Consider the following 16,267-nt stretch of genomic DNA (forward strand, 5'->3'; position numbering starts at 1 on the left):
CAGGAGCGGGGAACGGACGCCGATGAGGGCTTGGAACTCCGGCACCCGCTGTGGGTGCGGCTGAGGCAGGTCGAGGAGGTGGAGTGTCGATCGAGGTGGTGGTCCCGTCGCCGGTGGAAGGGTTCATGCCCTCGGTGTTCGACTCGGTGGTCCTGTTCCTGTCGGGGGGATTCCACGATCTGGGGCTACGCCCTCGGGTGGTCTCCGGCTTGCCCAGTGGGACCTGCCCGGCGGTGTTGTTGGCCCCGCACGTCCTCGAGGTGGATGCCATCGGCTCCCTGCCTGCCGACACCATCCTCTACAACTTCGAACAGTTGGGGGACGAGGGGACCCGGCTTGTCTCACCCGAGATGGTCGAAGCGATGTCGGGTTGCACCGTGTGGGATTACAGCCAACAGAATCTTCGGTTCTGGCGGGGGCGGGGCAGTCGTAGGTGTCTGGCGGTCCCCTTGGGGCATCACCGCATCATGGGCGGCTCGGTTCCTCGTGGCCGCCGTCCTCGGTACGACGTGGTCTTCTACGGTTCGATGAACGATCGTCGCCGTCAGGTCCTGGCCCAGTTGCAGGATCTGGGGCTGACTCTCGGACTGGTCAGCGGGTATTACGGCAGTGAATTGGACGAGGTCCTGGCCGAAGCCCGACTGGTGCTCAACATTCATTTCTACGAGACGGCGATCATGGAGATCGTTCGGCTCAGTCATTTGTGGGCCAACGAGGTACCGGTACTGACCGAGTTCGCTCCGGGCACGGAGAGTTTCTTCGGGATGGAGAACGACATCCCGACCGCCCGGTACGAGAAACTGGCTGATTCTGTGGCTGTGCTGCTGCGTTCAGGCACAGATCTGGACGATAGGGCTCGCCGCGCCAGGGCTGCTTATGCGCACCGAGCTCCGGCCGACCGGATCCTCGCGACAGCCCTCCGTGCCACGGCTGAGTTGGCCCGATGACCGCTGCCATCAGTCTCCCGCCGACAGTCATCCACAGGAGTCGTCGATGCTCTACGTGATCGAGATCTGCGGCACCTGTAATCTGCGCTGTCCGTCCTGTGCGGTGGGGAACATGGACGCGGGCTCGCTCACCGGTCTGCGCCCGAAGGGTTTCATGGATCCGGATCGACCTGTTGCCGGTGCTTCGTGCCGAGCCCACGTTGTTCCGGGTGTCATTGTCCGGGGCGACCAATGACACGTACCGGAAGAACCATGTGCGCGGGGACATCAACCTGGTGTTCTCGAATCTCTACCGGATCCGCCATCATCTCGATGCGTTGAAGAAGCCCACCGGTCGTGAGCATCGAACCCGTGTCCAGCTGCTCTACCACCTCTATCGTGACAACTGCGGTGACGACCTGGCCCGCATGCATGCTCTTTGCCAGGAGCTGGATTTCGAGCTGCATCCGATCCTGGCCTATCTGACGCCGCTCGAGCGGGTCGCCCGCGTGTTGAACGATCTGGGGACGATGACGCCGAAGGACTTCGCCCATCCCGTCCGGATGTCATCGCTTGACCGGACGTCTTGTCGGTTTTCAACCCTTCGCCGGCTGCCTTGCTGAAGGAGCCCTCATGCCTGTACCGCTTTCCCGGAGCGCAGCGAAGCGTCGTGCACTGCGCGATTTCGTCGCATATCTCGACTCCCGTCGTATCGCGGGTGGTGGGAGTCACCAGGAGCCCCTCAAGGTGGGCAGGTCATCGACTGATGAGGCTGGCCTGTCTTCACGAACCCGGTCAGCGACCGGCAAGGATCTCCTGCGCCGAGGACCAAAATCGAGCCCGTAGTTCAAAACGCACCTGTTCAGGAACGTCATAGACCTGGATCTCGTCAGAGAGGTCGAGCAGCAGAGCCCTATCGATCTCCGAGGGGATCGAGGGCTGCCCGGCCCACAACCTGCGGACGTCCTCGCTACTGGCAGCTTGCTGCCAGACCTGGAGAACCCGTTGGACGACCCGGTCGATCTCTTCCGCGTAGTGCGGCCCGGTGCCGTTCTCAGCTGAAGGGATTCCTTCGGTGGGGCGCCCGGTCTCGCTCGAGTAGACCTGAACCGAGGAGGGATCTGTCGGGGACGGTGGGGGCGCGAAGAGCGGCGGAGTACTGTCACGCACGAGGTCGGCGAGGGCTTTCGGGCTGGGGACGGCCACGCTGTCGACAGGGTTTCGGTGCGGGGTCGATGTCGTAGCGTCGGTCGGCGTCATGGCTACGGTGGTCTGCGGCAGGACGGAGCCGGTAGGTGTCACAGGAAGGCCGGTCCTGCGGGTCACCGTATCGTCCACGAGCTCAGAGGGGAGGAGGAGCACCTCATCGACGGTGAGTCGCAGGTGGTGGGCGAGTCCGTGGGCTCGCCCTCGAATGTCGGCAACGGAGACGGCGACGACCTGGACTCCGAAGGCTTGGGCTTCTTCCACAGCTTCGCTGAGGTCGTCGTCCCCGGAGATGAGGTAGGCGACGTCGATGCTGCCGGTGCGGGCGTGGGCGACGAGGTCGAGACCGAGACGCAGATCGACGCCCTTCTGTTCGCCGCTGGGCGAGAGCCGACCGAGTCTGAGCTTCACCTTGGGCAGCACGCCGATCATTTCCTGTTCGGCGGTGATCTGGCCACGGCTGGGTGCAGAGTCGTACCACAGGGTCCTCAGGAGCGGCAGTCCACAGTGACCGCTGAGGAATTCTCCGATACCTCCGACGAGTTTTCGGTGATCTACCACGATCCCGGATCGCAGTGAGGAACCACTGACTCGGGTGGCAACGGAGGCGAGTAGATATCCGGCGTCGGCGTAGACAGCACAGCAGGAACGCATGGTGACAGTCTCCCTCACAAATCGAATCGCCGTGGCCCCTCCTGACAACCGTCCAAGACAGCCCGAGGGCCCTTACCGCTGGTTGTTCCGGCGGTAAGGGCCCTCGCTGGCGCTGTGTGACCGCACCGTTGATGTGGCGGATTCTTGGCTCAGGTTCTACGTCGTTCCCGTCACCTTGGAGCATCCGTCAGTACGCTCGTCTCAGGTCCGGGGCCTCAGGCCCTCCGCAACCGACGAGTGCGCAGATCAGGCCGAACGGACCGTGCCATTGTCGACGCGGGTGTCGCTGGGCGTCTCCGTGCTGGTGGGCATGGAGATCCGATCCTTGTAGGAGGAGCGGGTCGCGATCTGCGCGTAATAAGCAGCCTTACGCCGCGCCACCGCACCACCAGCATTCCCCGCAGGCTCCACCAACGCCGGATCCAACTGCGAATTCATCCCCTCACGCAACAACTTCAACGCCTCAGCCCGCATCTGACTGATCCGCGACTCCGTCACACCCAACTCCGACGCCAACTCCCGCATCGGACGATCCTCGAAGAAACACCCCCGAATCACCACCTGAAGACGCTCAGGCAGGACTTCGACGGCATCGCGCAGGTAGGCCTGACGTTCGCGAGCGATGAGAGCGGCTTCCGGCGTGTCCCTGGTCGAGGGCAGGACGGAATCGGCGCCCACCGTGTCGGTAATCACGTCCAAACGCAACACCACACTCGAATGCAGATCCGCATCCAAACGCTCCAACTCAGCGACCTCAACACCCATCGCCGCAGCCGTCTCCACATCCGACGGACGACGACCCAATGCCGCCGCCAACTCGTCATGCACGGCATCACGCTTACGCACCTTCGCACGCAACGAACGCGTCGCCCAGTCAGCACTACGCAACTCGTCCAACAACGCACCACGGATACGACGCACCGCATACCGGCCGAAGGGCACCCCCAACGACGCATCAAAACTCCGCGCAGCCATCGCCAACGCCGCCATACCGGCCGACACCAGATCATCCGTATACACATGGCCGGGCAAGCGCGAAGAAATAGCCCTTACTTCGAAGTGCACCAGTGGCAAATGCTCACGGCACATCGTGTCGATGTCGACCTCTACTGCAGGGAGGTCCTTACTGGCGGGAAAGGATTCTGAAGCGGTCACAACAAATAAGTTAAGGAAACGGTAAAGATTCCCCCAAGGCTCGTCTGAATGGTGAGAACTCGCAGGTCAATCCATCATACTTCTCAGTCACTGCAGTTTTTGGACGGTCGCCTAGATGCAACCAAGGTACTCCAGAAAAGGCTTGCGCAAGCCTCTCACCAGAGCTTTTAACGAGCGGTCGTTCAGTACATGCGAATACATCTCGGACGATCGTCCGTAAAGTCTTTACCGTCATTCAGTAAGCGCTAAAGAACTCTCTCGGCACACCACGCAGGTATAGATATCCGGCAACACAAAAAACCTCCCGGCGGCGGGGCTGTGCCCGCACACCGCCGGGAGGCTCCTGGATGCCAGCCGGGGGGCCTGGCCGGAGCGGAGTCACCTCCGCCCCTCCTCCGTGAACCTCGGAGCAGACATACTGCTCCGGCCCTGCATCAGGACGGCTGGGAGACCGGCCTGCGTCGGCATCTCGGCAGTGGGGCTGCCTCGATGCCTGCCGGGGCATCCTGGGGAAGATGCCTTCGGCTGTCGGATCGCCCTGGGGAAGGCCTCACCGACATGGCGACCAGTGGGGACTGGTCGCAGATCACGAACGGTGGGGGCCGTCGTGATCCGTCTGTCCCTCGTCATTTCCTCATGACGAGGAGGTCTGTTCCGAAGAGAAAGGGTCCGCCCTGGCCCCCGGTGCCTTCCCGTAGGCAGGCGCTGTTCAGGGTTTCCCTCAGCTCCCTATCGTCCGATATACAGACGACTTGAGCAGAAGTCCTGAACAAAACTTCTATCGCCGGGATAGGCCAGGAAACACCCTGTGACGACAGCACGCTCATCCCATGACTCGTCGAGAACACCGATCCGAACGGCTAGGCACCGGACCGACTCAGCCCACCGCGTCACGTGAAGTCGGCGCTATTCCTTCTTCCGCCAGGGCGCGTAGGCGCTCCTTGTAGGAGGAGCGGGTCGCGATCTGCGCGTAATAAGCAGCCTTACGCCGCGCCACCGCACCACCAGCATTCCCCGCAGGCTCCACCAACGCCGGATCCAACTGCGAATTCATCCCCTCACGCAACAACTTCAACGCCTCAGCCCGCATCTGACTGATCCGCGACTCCGTCACACCCAACTCCGACGCCAACTCCCGCATCGGACGATCCTCGAAGAAACACCCCCGAATCACCACCTGAAGACGCTCAGGCAGGACTTCGACAGCGTCACGCAGGTAGGAGTGCCGCTCCCTGGTCAGGATCGTCTCTTCGGGAGTCGGTTCACGCGAGGGCAGGACGGAGTCGGCGCCCACCGTGTCGGTAATCACGTCCAAACGCAACACCACACTCGAATGCAGATCCGCATCCAAACGCTCCAACTCAGCGACCTCAACACCCATCGCCGCAGCCGTCTCCACATCCGACGGACGACGACCCAATGCCGCCGCCAACTCGTCATGCACGGCATCACGCTTACGCACCTTCGCACGCAACGAACGCGTCGCCCAGTCAGCACTACGCAACTCGTCCAACAACGCACCACGGATACGACGCACCGCATACCGGCCGAAGGGCACCCCCAACGACGCATCAAAACTCCGCGCAGCCATCGCCAACGCCGCCATACCGGCCGACACCAGATCATCCGTATACACATGGCCGGGAATCCGTAGCGAAATCGCTCGGACTTCGAAAAACACCAAAGCGAGGTGTTCCCTACACAACTCATCGACATGATCCCCCGAGGAGTTCTCCACCGAGAGGCCCCCCTTGCCTGCTGTAGTCACGCACTACAGTGAAAAACAATTCTCCGAAAAACCCAACAAGCGACCATAGATCGAGAAAAGCAATGGTCAGCTCACATTCGGACGACCGACCATCTATAGGCGGACGTCCCTATAGATACAAGAAAGCAAATCCTTCAAGGTGAAGATGCGATCCACGCCGCGCCGCCGAATCATTTGCAAGAAATCGTCATACCTATTCCAAAACTGCCGGAAACTCTTGCGAATAAATGACTTTCACCTTGCACTTCGCCTTCGAGAACCCCGAACCTCGACTCCTCGAAATAACTTCGACGGCTGACCGAGGAAGCTACCCGACCTGACACTCGATCAAGCACATCGAGGAGGCACACTCAGTTCCGCCCGGAAAAGGACGATTGAGCAGCCGTGACGGAGAGGAGTCCCACGTGACCGAACCACGGATCAAGGACGAAACCCAGCTCGCCCTGTCCAATCTGTCAACCGGACTGTGGCGCATCCACGACCTGCTCGAGTCCCTCCACTACAAATTGGAGGTGCAGAACGTCCTCATCGAAACGGGACGATCCGCGTGGCTGGGCCGGTCCACCCAGGAGATCGAATTCGTCATCGAAAGCCTCCGCGAGACCGAGCTGATGCGTGTTGTCGACGTCTCCCCCGTGTGCGATCTCCTCGGCCTACCTCAGGACACCCCGCTGAGCCAGATCGCCCAGGCTGCGCCATCTCCCTGGGATCACGTCCTGGAGGAACACCGACTGGCCTTGGCTCATGCCACCCAAGAGCTCTCCCTGTTGTCCCGCAGTAACTCCGACATGCTGGAAATCAGTTACCGAGCGGTACAGGACACTCTCGAACGCTTCAACCACTCCCCGGAGGGCGCGACGTACACCGCCCGAGGATCCCGCGAAGCAGGACGCTCGCACCATCTCATCGACCACGTCGGATGACCTGAACATCCGATCTCATCCCCCCTTCGCTCCCGGAACAGTCCCTATCTTCCTGATCCCGTCCCTTCCGGACCTACCGGAATTCACTCGAGGGAGTAATACCTATGACCGCAACAGCCGAGCGCACCTCCGCCACCGTCCACATGCCCACCGGAATGGTCGGCTTCCCGGAATCCACCGAGTTCTCCTTGGTCGAGATCGAGAGCGGTGTCTACGAGATGCTCAGTTCCCAGGACGAAGAACTCGGCTTCGTAGTGATCACACCCGAGCCCTATTTCCCCGACTACGACCCGATCATCGACAAAGCAACTGCCGAACGACTGGAAATCACCAATCCGGATGACGCCGTCATCCTTCTCGTCGTGAACATCGGATCCGAGGAAGAAGCACCGGTCGCCAACCTTTTGGCGCCGATCATCGTGAACAAAGCGACACACACCGCGACACAGGTCGTGTTGGGCGACCAGGAGTGGCCACTTCGTGCGACTATTCCCCTTGGCTGACAAAGGGATTCAGCCTGCCGCGCATGGCGTGCGGTCCCCCTCGACATAAGGAGCCCGCGGTGCTCGTCCTCAGTCGTAGACCGCAGCAGTCCCTCCTCATCGGCAATGACGTCGTCGTGACCGTCCTGGAGGTCAACGGCGACACCGTTCGCATCGGCATCTCAGCCCCGCCGGAGATCGACATCCACCGGGAAGAGGTCTACTTGGACCTCAAGAGATCCAATGCCGAAGCAGCCACCTCGCCCGGTGCCGCCGCCACGCTGTCCAGGCGGATGCGTCCCCGCGAGGGTGGGGCCGAACGGAGCGACCCTGCGACGAGAGAGTCTCGAGAACATCGACGCGGGCATCCCAGAAACAGTGGGAGCAACGAGAACACCGGAGGGAAGACACCTGCCAAGGAACAGAGCAGCGAGGCCCCTGTCACACCGGCTCGCTCGGTGCCTCGTGACCTCGCTTCCATCCGGCCAGGCGTGGCACGACCTGCGCCACCGCCTTCACGCCGCTGATCCCGGACACAACAGGGTGGAGGGGTTGGGTCACAGAGCAAGCTCTGTGACCCAACCCCTCCACCCTGTGTCACTTCTCCCGGGCTACCTCGACGACGTCCATAAATGTTGCCGTCGGTGCAGCCCGGGCGGTGTCAGCACTGCTGCTCGGTCAGGCCGGTGGCAGGGCTGTTGACGACAGCGCCCCCGCTGGGGCGCGGCCGCCGGCTGCATCCAGCAAGGCGTAGACCTCAGCAGCCCGGTATCGGCGGTGCCCACCTAGGGTCCGCAGAGATGTCAGTTTTCCGGATACCGCCCAGCGGGTGACGGTCTTGGGGTCGACACGGAACAGAGCGGCGACTTCTGCTGGAGTAAGCAGCTCGCCCTGGGCGTCGGTGTGGTCGGCGATCGGCATGTTCAGGTTGCCTCCTACGCATAGTCGGCTCAGCGCATTCGGTTGCTGCTGATCGTAGATGGAGCAGTTTCTGCCGCTTTTGGCGGGTCACCTTACGGCGTTCCAGGGCACCTCCCCCATGACAAGTCCGCTGGGCGGACGGACACAGGAAACGAAGAGACACATCGGACGACGTGAGATGTGAAAGCCTTTCACAGGCTCGACTGTCGTTTGACACAGGCACCTTCCGAGCGCTCGGGGAGGTAACCTCGGCGACGGAGAAGGCCTGCGCGTGGGCACGTCGGTTCCGACGATTCACTGACACCATGTACGGTAGGCACCACGACACATGAAAATCCCCGGAGCCGCTCCGTGCTGACCCCGCCCAGGGCCTGCGCGATGCACCTCCGGCAGACGCGTGAGGGGGTCGACGCCATGGGGCGCGGCCGGGCAAAGGCCAAGCAGACGAAGGTCGCTCGGGAGCTGAAGTACTACAGCCCTGAGACCGACTTCAGCTCGCTTGAGCGAGAGCTCCACGGAGCTCAGGCGAAAGACGTCGAACGTGACCCTCACATCGACAACGATGAGGGGTACGAGGATTACGAGTCCTGGCGTGGCAAACGCCGTTGAGGATCTTCGCCACGGCACCTCATAGTGATGTCCGGGTAGACCCCTCAAGGCCTACCCGGACATTGCTGTGTCTTCCATCACGGAAGTAGTCGTTCCTGAACTGGCCATCTCCCTGACCGCAGTAGGGCACCACGGTCAGGGGCCAGGTCAGCTCCTCGAGTTCGGGTGGCTTCCCACAACCTGCACGGCACCGCCGTCGACGCCCTTGGCGCCGCGCACCGTCTCATACGACCGGTCCGCCTCGTAGGCTTCCTCGGCGTGGACCTCTCCCAAGGCCCACGCGTCCAGGCCCACACGTGCCAATTCCTGCAAAGCTCGTTCGCCGGTCTCCGCCGAGACCACCGCGACGAAACCCACCCCCTGGTTGAGGGTGCGCTCCTGGTCTGCCTGCGGAACAGCACCGAGTTCTTGCAGCACCCGGAAAACCACCGGCGGCGTCCACGTGCCGCGATCGACTCGAGCCACCGTTCCGGTCGGCAGCACCCGCGCCAGGTTCGCGGCCAGCCCGCCCCCCGTCACATGGGACAACGCCCGCATCTGAACGCCCTCGGTACGGATCACCGACAGCAACTGCGCCGCGTACACCCGAGTCGGGGTCAACAACTCCTCGCCCAACGTCCGCCCGAACTCGGGCACATGACGTTCGTAGGTCCACCCGGCCGACTCGCAGATTCGACGCACCAAGGAAAAACCGTTGCTGTGCAACCCCGAGCTGGCCACTCCCAGAACCACGTCCCCGGCCTGTACCCGGTGAGGCCCCAGGATGTCCTCGTAGTCCACCACGCCGGTCACCGCACCGGCGATGTCGTATTCGTCCGGGCCCAACAGCCCCGGATGCTCCGCGGTTTCCCCACCGACCAATGCGCATCCGGCCCGGGCACAAGCTGCCGCCACCCCGGAGACGATCGCCGCGATCCGTTCAGGGACGACCCGGCCACAGGCGATGTAGTCGGTCATGAACAAAGGCTCGGCACCGTTGACCACGATGTCATCGACCACCATGCCGACCAGATCGAAACCGATCGTGTCATGGATATCCATCGCCTGAGCGATCGCGACCTTCGTCCCCACCCCGTCGGTGGAAGTGGCCAGCACCGGACGGCGCATCCTCTGCAGCGCAGAGGCGTCGAAAAGCCCGGCAAAGCCCCCCAGGCCACCCAGAACCTCCGGGCGCTGCGCCTGGGCCACAGAGGCTTTCATGAGGGCTACGGCGCGGTCCCCGGCCTCGACATCGACGCCGGCAGACGCATAGGTGATCGGTTGATCGCTCACAGGTTGGCTCCATGGTGTTCGGTGTGCGCTTCGGAGGGAGCATCGGAGTCGCCGCGAAGCCGCCCGGCCGGAACGGTGGACGATGCGGCAGGGTTGCCCATCAGGAACCCCCGCCCCACCTCGTCGGAAAGCTCAGGAACGGTGACGCGGCCCGCCCCCGACCCGACGACCTCCAGAACGTCCTTGCCGAGCTGGCTGCGGTCGAGTTCCACGGGGTACTCACCGGTGAAACAGGCGGTGCACAGTTCGCCCGCATCCTGCCGGGTCGCCGCCACCATGCCTTCCTGGCTGATGTATCCCAGGCTGTCTGCATCGATGCTGCGACAAACCGCTTCTACGTCCAAGCCGTTGGCCACGAGTTCGGCACGGGAAGCGAAGTCGATCCCGAAGAAACATGGCCAACGCACCGGCGGCGAGGAGATCCGGACGTGGACCTCCGCGGCACCCGCCTCGCGCAGCATCCGCACCAGGGCCCGCTGCGTATTACCCCGCACGATCGAGTCGTCCACCACCACGAGACGTTTGCCCCGGATGACATCACGCAACGGGTTCAGCTTCAACCGGATGCCCAGCTGGCGGATCGTCTGCGACGGCGAAATGAAGGTGCGCCCCACGTAGGCGTTCTTCACCAGACCCAACCCGAAAGGAATCCCCGACTGGTCGGCATACCCGATCGCCGAGGGAATCCCCGAATCCGGCGTCGGCATCACCATGTCCGCCTCGACCGGATGCTCCCGGGCCAGGGCCCGCCCCATGTCGACCCTCGCCTCGTAGATACCCCGGCCACGGATCGTCGTGTCCGGTCGAGCCAGGTAGACGTACTCGAAGATGCAACCACGCGGTCGAGCCGGGGCGAAGCGTCGGCTGCGCAGCCCGTCCTCGTCGATGACGATCAACTCGCCCGGTTCGACCTCACGGACGAAACTCGCCCCCACGATGTCCAAAGCTGCTGTCTCCGAGGCCACCACCCAACCGCGATCCAGGTGCCCGATCACGAGCGGACGGAACCCCTGCGGGTCACGGGCGGCGTATAACGCATGCTCGTCCATGAAGACGAAACAGAATGCCCCCTGGACCTGAGGCAGCACCGCCATCGCCCGCTCTTCCCAGGAAGCACCCTCGGCATCGGCCAGCAAGGCCGTCACCGTCGCAGTGTCCGTCGTGGCTCCCCTGCGTAGCTCCGTATGCCCCTGCGCACCGCGGGCTCCTGCCTCCAGCAGGTTCCGCAGAGCGGCCGCGTTGACCAGGTTGCCGTTGTGCGCGAGCGCAATGGTGCCCAGGTCGCTGTCGGAGAGGGTTGGCTGGGCGTTCTCCCAGGTGGAGGACCCGGTGGTGGAATATCGGGCGTGTCCGACGGCGATATGCCCCACCAGGGTGCTCAGCGCGCGTTCGTCGAAGACCTGACTGACCAGCCCCATGTCCTTGTAGACCAGAACTCGGCGGCCGTCGCTGGCGGCGATACCTGCCGATTCCTGGCCTCGGTGCTGGAGGGCGTAGAGGCCGTAGTAGGCGAGTTTGGCGACCTCCTCACCAGGGGCGTAGACCCCGAAGACGCCGCAGGCGTCCTGAGGGCCTTTCTCGCCGGGGAGCAGATCATGATTGAGTCGACCATCACCACGTCGCACGACCGTCAGTCTTCCACAGGTCGGTGGCTCGGCCGGCTCGCGCGAGCTCCCGTCCGGTCAGCGTCGGCGGTTGAGGAACCACTCCAGGGCGACGGCGATGCTTGCGGCGACCCCGATACCGGCGAGCGCTCCCAGGACGAGGAAGTAGAAGAGGGAGACGGTGGGTTCGTAGCTGGCGCGGCAGGCGGCTGCGGCGGCGGATCCTGCGTCACCGCAACGGGTGTCGGGACCTAGGTAGTCGATCAGCACGCCGAGTGCCATGCCGAGCACGGCACCGGTCGCCAGGAAGGACGTGAGCTTCGGGGCACGCCGGGTGCGCAAGGGCACCGCCTGTGGCGGACTCTGGTCGTTGTTCTTCTTCTGCTCGGCCACGGGGAAAGCCTATGTGGACGAGGGCGCTCGCTCCGTCACCGATTGCTCACAATCTGGTGGCGTTGTGGTCTCGCCATTCGGATACATGGCGGTTTTGTCCGATGCAGGATCCGTTATGCGAGATATAGGCGTTCTTTGCGGAGATGATCCTCAGCATCGTCAGGGGTTGTCCGCTCCGCGAGGATCCGTCAGCGGGAGGAGTTCAGACAGATCTGCGCGTATTCCGCTGGCGCGTATCCGACCTGCCGCCACGGCCTCCTCCCAGCCGAGCCTGCCCGAGGCGACTTCCAGCCACGTGTTCGCCTCGGTTTCGACGACGCACGGTGGAGTCCCTCGGGTGTGGGTGGGCCCGGCCAGGCACTGGGTCACGCCGTAAGGAGGCACCCGGACTTCGACGCTACGTCCTGGAGCGCGGGCACTGAGTTCTTCCAAGCTGTAACGCACGGCCGTGGCCAGGACGGCTCGGTCGACGCCCTGCGGACTCAGTGTCCAGGCATGTAGCGCGTCGGCTCCTGCGGCGAGATCGATCCGGCGACGGGGCGGCATATGACCATGCTGGCATGCGCGAGCGGTGGGCGTGGCCGTGAACTCCTGGGAGGTGGTGGGAGCATGTCCCCATGAAGGCGACCGTCCTGCACGCCCCGCACGATGTCCGGATCGACGATGTCGAGGACCCGGTGATCCTGTCATCGACCGATGCGATCGTGCGGGTCGTCGCGACATGCGTCTGCGGTTCCGACCTGTGGAACTACCGCGGAGTGAACGAGGTCTCGGCGCCGCGTCCGATCGGACACGAGATGGTCGGCGTGGTCGAGGAAATCGGCCACCACGTGGTCGGTCTGCGGCCAGGGGATTTCGTGATCAGCCCCTTCACCATCAGCGACAATTCCTGCCCGCATTGTCTGATGGGGATGCAGACGGCTTGTGACAATCTCACCTATTTCGGTGGCACTGATCAGGAGGGCCTGCCGATGGGTGGCGCGCAGGCCGAATACGTCCGGGTCCCCCTGGCCGACGGCACGCTCGTCCCCGTGCCCGAGACACCGGACGCACACCAGATCCCCAGCCTGTTGACCTTGGCCGACGTGATGGGAACCGGCTGGCATGCGGCGATCTGCGCCGGCGTGCACGAGGGAGACACGGTGTGTGTCGTCGGAGACGGCGCGGTCGGCCTGTTGGGTGTCCTGGCGGCTCAGCAGATGGGCGCCGAGCGGATCATCGCGATGTCCCGTCACCCGGCGCGGCAGGCATTGGCTGCCCACTTCGGAGCGACGGACATCGTGGAAGAACGCGGCGAGGAGGGCGCGGACCGGGTCCGCGACCTGACGGCCGGTGTCGGCGCCGACGCCGTCCTCGAATGCGTCGGGACCGGCGATTCCATGGAACAGGCCATGTCCTGTGCCCGGCCCGGAGCGATGGTGGGATTCGTGGGCGTCCCGCACGGGGTGCGGCTGCCGGTGGAACTGATGTTCCGTCGAAATATCGGCCTGGCCGGAGGGATGGCCCCGGTACGGCAGTATCTACCCGCGTTGCGGGACGACGTCCTGAACGGCCTCATCGAGCCGGGCCTGGTCTTCGACCTGGAACTTCCCCTGGACGAAGTCGCCGCCGGCTATGCCGCGATGGATGAACGACGGGCCGTGAAATGTCTGCTCCACGTGTGAACGGCCCGTGGCAGGCCGCCCACTGGGGTACCTACCAGGTCACTACCGATGGCGATGAGATCACCGGGGTGCTGCCCTGGTCGGGCGACCAGGACCCGTCCCCTCTGCTGGGGAACCTGCCCGGTTCGGTGACCCATCGCAGCCGAGTCGCCGGCCCTTCGGTGCGTCGTGGCTGGTGGGAGAACGGGCCGGGTCCCGATGCCCGACGAGGCACCGGGCGGCCCTGCGGCTCCGGACCGGGCGACTACCTGCGCGTGACGTGGCCGGAACTGATCGAACGGCTCGCCGATGAACTCCGCCGAGTCATCGACGTCCACGGCAACGAGTCGATCTTCGGTGGCTCCTACGGGTGGGCCTCCGCAGGTCGTTTCCATCATGCGCAGAGCCAGATCCATCGCTTCCTGAACGTCCTCGGCGGGTACACCGGCAGCGTCGACACCTACTCGACAGGGGCATTGGAGGTCTTCCTACACCGAGTGGCCTGCACCGAGGTCACCGCCACACAGGACTCCGTCCCGTACGAGCAGATCGTCGAGCACACCCGACTGTGGGTGGCCTTCGGCGGCGTCCCGGCGAAGAACACCGGCACGAACGACGGCGGCACCGGCGACCACCCCACCAGGTCGGCGCTGACCGATTTCCTCGCTGCCGGTGGACGCCTCGTCGGCATCACCCCGGTGGGCGACGACCTGCCCACCGCTCCCGGGCAGGTCGACCGGCTCTCGCTGCGTCCCGGCTCGGACACGGCGTTGATCCTGGCGCTCTGCCACACCCTGGTCAACGAGGACCGCTACGACCGGGACTTCGTGACCACGCACACCGTCGGGTTCGACGAGCTGACCGACTACCTGCAGGGCAGACAGGACGGCACGGTCAAGGACGCCTACTGGGCCGCACCGATCTGCGGAATCCCGGCCGCAACGATCCGAGAACTCGCCCGGGAGATGGCGTCGACCCGCACGCTGGTCACTGCAACCTGGTCGTTGCAACGTCAGCAATACGGCGAGATGACGATCTGGGCCGTGGTCGCCTTGGGTGCGCTGCTCGGTCAGGTCGGCTTACCCGGCGGTGGTTTCGGCTTCGGATACGGGTCGATGAACAAGCCGGGCCTGGTCGCTTCCCCCCTCCGACTGCCTTCCCTCCCTCAAGGGGTCAACCCGGTGGGCGACAAGATCCCGGTGGCTGCGATCAGCGAGCTGCTGCTGCATCCCGGGCAGCCCATCCCCTACGACGGCGGTACGCTCGTCCCCCCGCAGATCCGTCTCGTCTACTGGGCCGGTGGCAACCCCTTCCACCACCACCAGGACCTGAACCGACTCCGCCGCGCCTTCGCCCGCCCAGACACGGTCGTCGTCCACGACCCGTACTGGACACCGACCGCCCGGCACGCCGACATCGTCATCCCGTCGACCACCAGCGCCGAACGTGCCGACCTGACCGGAAGTCGACATGGCGGCCTGCTGGTCGCGATGGAGGCCGCGGTACGGCCCTTCGCCGACGCCCGCGACGACTACGACGTGTTCAGCGCCCTGGCCGAGGCGCTCGGGCACGGCCAGGAGTTCACGGAGGGCCGGAGCAGCGCCCAATGGCAGCGGCATCTGTACGAGCGGTGGCGGGAGGATCTCGCAGCGGGGCGTGGCATCGACCTGGACGCCTTGGACGAGGAGTCGATCGTTGCGGCAGGTCTGTCACGCACGACTGACGGCCGAGGGCTCGAAGTCCCCGGCTATGACGATTTCCGGGCCCGTGGGGTCCTCCGGCTGCCCGCCGGGCGTCCGCCTGCGCTGCTGGCCCGGTGGCGGGAGGATCCGTCGTCCTTCCGCCTCCCGACTCCCAGCGGCCGGATCGAGTTGGCGTCGAAGACCATCGCCGGGCTCGACCTCCCCGACTGCCCTGGCATCCCGTCGTGGATCCCGCCTGCGGAGTGGTCCCAGGCCGACCGGTATCCGCTGCACCTGATCGCGAACCAGCCGAGCACCCGGCTGCACAGCCAACTCGACCACGGAGCGACCAGCCGTTCGTCCAAGGTCGCCGGGCGGGAACCGATCCGTCTGCACCCCGAGGACGCAGCCATCCGCGATATCGCCCCCGGTGATCTGGTGCGGGTCTTCAACAGCCGCGGCCATTGCCTCGCCGGCGCAGTCCTGGACGACAGGCTCCGTCCCGGCGTGGTCCAGCTGGCGACCGGAGCCTGGTACGACCCCTTCGATCCAGCCCCGGCCACCGACCAGGACGACCCCCATGACATCGGTGCACTCGACATGCATGGTCATCCGAACGTGTTGACCGCCGACCGCGGAAGCTCCGCGATGTCCCAGGGGTGCACCGGCCAGTGGACGATGGTGGAAGTGGAGAACCACCAAGGCCTGTCCCGACCGGTGCAGGCGCACGAACCGATGTGCTGAGCTGCACGTCGCGAGCGGTGTCACTGTGATCCGGCGGTCGTCAGTCAAGCTGGGCGAAGGGGCATTGACTCCGGTGGTTGGTGGCGACTCCGGAGGTTGGTGGCGACCCCGGAGGTTGGTGGCGACTCCGGTGGACGGGCCCGACTGTGGTGGCGTCCTGTCACCACCGCAGTCCCCCGGCACCACCGCAGTCCCCCGGCACCACCGCAGTCCCCCTACACCACCGCGATGGTCACGGCATCCCACACGAGAAGGGGCCCGACCTGTACGGAAGACAGGCCGGGC

Annotated in this window: 17 protein-coding genes; 9 read left to right on the plus strand and 8 right to left on the minus strand. The window is 64.6% G+C overall.

The features are described from left to right. Positions 1-83: 83 nt before the first annotated feature. From DX923_RS11760 to DX923_RS11770, 3 genes are read left to right on the plus strand one after another with little or no spacing between them, the layout of a single operon-like run. On the plus strand, positions 84-947 hold the full coding sequence (locus tag DX923_RS11760) for a hypothetical protein (protein WP_116115138.1): 864 nt from the start codon (positions 84-86) through the stop codon (positions 945-947). Positions 948-993: 46 nt separating this feature from the next. Beyond that, positions 994-1,182 carry a hypothetical protein gene (locus DX923_RS11765; protein WP_116115140.1) on the plus strand — a complete coding sequence of 63 codons (189 nt, stop codon included), beginning with the start codon at positions 994-996 and terminating at the stop codon, positions 1,180-1,182. A gap of 19 nt (positions 1,183-1,201) precedes the next feature. Beyond that, entirely contained in the window at positions 1,202-1,549 is a 348-nt protein-coding gene (locus tag DX923_RS11770) for a hypothetical protein (protein WP_116115143.1), read from the plus strand. Positions 1,550-1,721: 172 nt separating this feature from the next. On the opposite strand, the gene DX923_RS11775 is transcribed toward DX923_RS11770, so the two are convergent. The 3 genes from DX923_RS11775 to DX923_RS11790 form a co-directional block, all read right to left on the minus strand. Next, positions 1,722-2,786, minus strand: coding sequence for an NYN domain-containing protein (locus tag DX923_RS11775; protein ID WP_116116305.1), 1,065 nt, complete (start codon positions 2,784-2,786; stop codon positions 1,722-1,724). Positions 2,787-3,032: 246 nt separating this feature from the next. After that, the gene (locus tag DX923_RS11780; RefSeq protein ID WP_205413033.1) at positions 3,033-3,941 is read right to left on the minus strand and encodes a sigma-70 family RNA polymerase sigma factor; all 909 of its coding nucleotides are present in this window, start codon (positions 3,939-3,941) and stop codon (positions 3,033-3,035) included. 877 nt (positions 3,942-4,818) lie between these two features. Next, positions 4,819-5,709 (minus strand): sigma-70 family RNA polymerase sigma factor, encoded by an 891-nt coding sequence (locus DX923_RS11790; protein WP_205413034.1) that lies wholly within the window; start codon positions 5,707-5,709, stop codon positions 4,819-4,821. Between the two features lie 404 nt (positions 5,710-6,113). Between DX923_RS11790 and flgN the strand changes: the two genes are divergently transcribed. The 3 genes from flgN (at position 6,114) to csrA (ending at position 7,641) form a co-directional block, all read left to right on the plus strand. Further along, positions 6,114-6,632: a flagellar export chaperone FlgN gene (gene flgN, locus DX923_RS11795; protein ID WP_116115147.1), complete on the plus strand. Its 519-nt coding sequence runs from the start codon at positions 6,114-6,116 to the stop codon at positions 6,630-6,632. 104 nt (positions 6,633-6,736) lie between these two features. Next, on the plus strand, positions 6,737-7,135 hold the full coding sequence (locus tag DX923_RS11800) for a flagellar assembly protein FliW (protein ID WP_116115149.1): 399 nt from the start codon (positions 6,737-6,739) through the stop codon (positions 7,133-7,135). Between the two features lie 59 nt (positions 7,136-7,194). After that, a complete protein-coding gene (gene csrA / locus DX923_RS17170) occupies positions 7,195-7,641 on the plus strand; it encodes a carbon storage regulator CsrA (protein WP_116115151.1) in 447 nt (148 codons plus the stop codon). A 151-nt stretch (positions 7,642-7,792) separates the two neighbouring features. Here the strand turns inward: csrA and DX923_RS11810 are convergent, their stop codons facing one another. After that, positions 7,793-8,035: a BldC family transcriptional regulator gene (locus tag DX923_RS11810; RefSeq protein WP_006503753.1), complete on the minus strand. Its 243-nt coding sequence runs from the start codon at positions 8,033-8,035 to the stop codon at positions 7,793-7,795. A gap of 414 nt (positions 8,036-8,449) precedes the next feature. On the opposite strand from DX923_RS11810, the gene DX923_RS11815 reads away from it, so the two are divergent. After that, positions 8,450-8,644 carry a DUF3073 domain-containing protein gene (locus tag DX923_RS11815; protein ID WP_006503752.1) on the plus strand — a complete coding sequence of 65 codons (195 nt, stop codon included), beginning with the start codon at positions 8,450-8,452 and terminating at the stop codon, positions 8,642-8,644. 147 nt (positions 8,645-8,791) lie between these two features. Here DX923_RS11815 and purM read toward each other — a convergent pair whose 3' ends face one another. From purM to DX923_RS11835, 4 genes are all read right to left on the minus strand, one after another. Beyond that, positions 8,792-9,916: a phosphoribosylformylglycinamidine cyclo-ligase gene (purM, locus tag DX923_RS11820; protein WP_116115153.1), complete on the minus strand. Its 1,125-nt coding sequence runs from the start codon at positions 9,914-9,916 to the stop codon at positions 8,792-8,794. Then, positions 9,913-11,541, minus strand: a complete 1,629-nt coding sequence (purF, locus tag DX923_RS11825; RefSeq protein ID WP_116115156.1) for an amidophosphoribosyltransferase — start codon at positions 11,539-11,541, stop codon at positions 9,913-9,915. The genes purM and purF overlap by 4 nt, the downstream gene beginning before the upstream one ends. Before the next feature lie 57 nt (positions 11,542-11,598). Continuing rightward, positions 11,599-11,913 (minus strand): hypothetical protein, encoded by a 315-nt coding sequence (locus DX923_RS11830; RefSeq protein ID WP_116115158.1) that lies wholly within the window; start codon positions 11,911-11,913, stop codon positions 11,599-11,601. Positions 11,914-12,072: 159 nt separating this feature from the next. Then, a complete protein-coding gene (locus DX923_RS11835; RefSeq protein WP_116115160.1) occupies positions 12,073-12,459 on the minus strand; it encodes a sterol carrier family protein in 387 nt (128 codons plus the stop codon). A gap of 71 nt (positions 12,460-12,530) precedes the next feature. Between DX923_RS11835 and DX923_RS11840 the strand changes: the two genes are divergently transcribed. Further along, positions 12,531-13,577, plus strand: a complete 1,047-nt coding sequence (locus DX923_RS11840) for a zinc-dependent alcohol dehydrogenase family protein (RefSeq protein WP_116115162.1) — start codon at positions 12,531-12,533, stop codon at positions 13,575-13,577. Beyond that, on the plus strand, positions 13,559-15,982 hold the full coding sequence (locus DX923_RS11845) for a molybdopterin-dependent oxidoreductase (protein WP_116115164.1): 2,424 nt from the start codon (positions 13,559-13,561) through the stop codon (positions 15,980-15,982). Before DX923_RS11840 ends, DX923_RS11845 begins: the two co-directional genes overlap by 19 nt. Positions 15,983-16,267 lie beyond the last annotated feature (285 nt).

Origin of the sequence: Austwickia chelonae (assembly GCF_003391095.1) — a bacterium.
GTDB classification, from domain to species: Bacteria; Actinomycetota; Actinomycetes; order Actinomycetales; family Dermatophilaceae; genus Austwickia; species Austwickia chelonae_A.

What these genes read in the sequence shown, in the direction of transcription:
- DX923_RS11765 (WP_116115140.1), top strand. Translation starts at nt 994, where the DNA reads ATGCTCTACGTGATCGAGATCTGCGGCACCTGTAATCTGCGCTGTCCG.
- DX923_RS11815 (WP_006503752.1), top strand. Translation starts at nt 8,450, where the DNA reads ATGGGGCGCGGCCGGGCAAAGGCCAAGCAGACGAAGGTCGCTCGGGAG.
- DX923_RS11810 (WP_006503753.1), bottom strand. Translation starts at nt 8,035, where the DNA reads ATGCCGATCGCCGACCACACCGACGCCCAGGGCGAGCTGCTTACTCCA.
- DX923_RS11775 (WP_116116305.1), bottom strand. Translation starts at nt 2,786, where the DNA reads ATGCGTTCCTGCTGTGCTGTCTACGCCGACGCCGGATATCTACTCGCC.
- DX923_RS11835 (WP_116115160.1), bottom strand. Translation starts at nt 12,459, where the DNA reads ATGCCGCCCCGTCGCCGGATCGATCTCGCCGCAGGAGCCGACGCGCTA.
- DX923_RS11845 (WP_116115164.1), top strand. Translation starts at nt 13,559, where the DNA reads ATGTCTGCTCCACGTGTGAACGGCCCGTGGCAGGCCGCCCACTGGGGT.
- DX923_RS11840 (WP_116115162.1), top strand. Translation starts at nt 12,531, where the DNA reads ATGAAGGCGACCGTCCTGCACGCCCCGCACGATGTCCGGATCGACGAT.
- DX923_RS11800 (WP_116115149.1), top strand. Translation starts at nt 6,737, where the DNA reads ATGACCGCAACAGCCGAGCGCACCTCCGCCACCGTCCACATGCCCACC.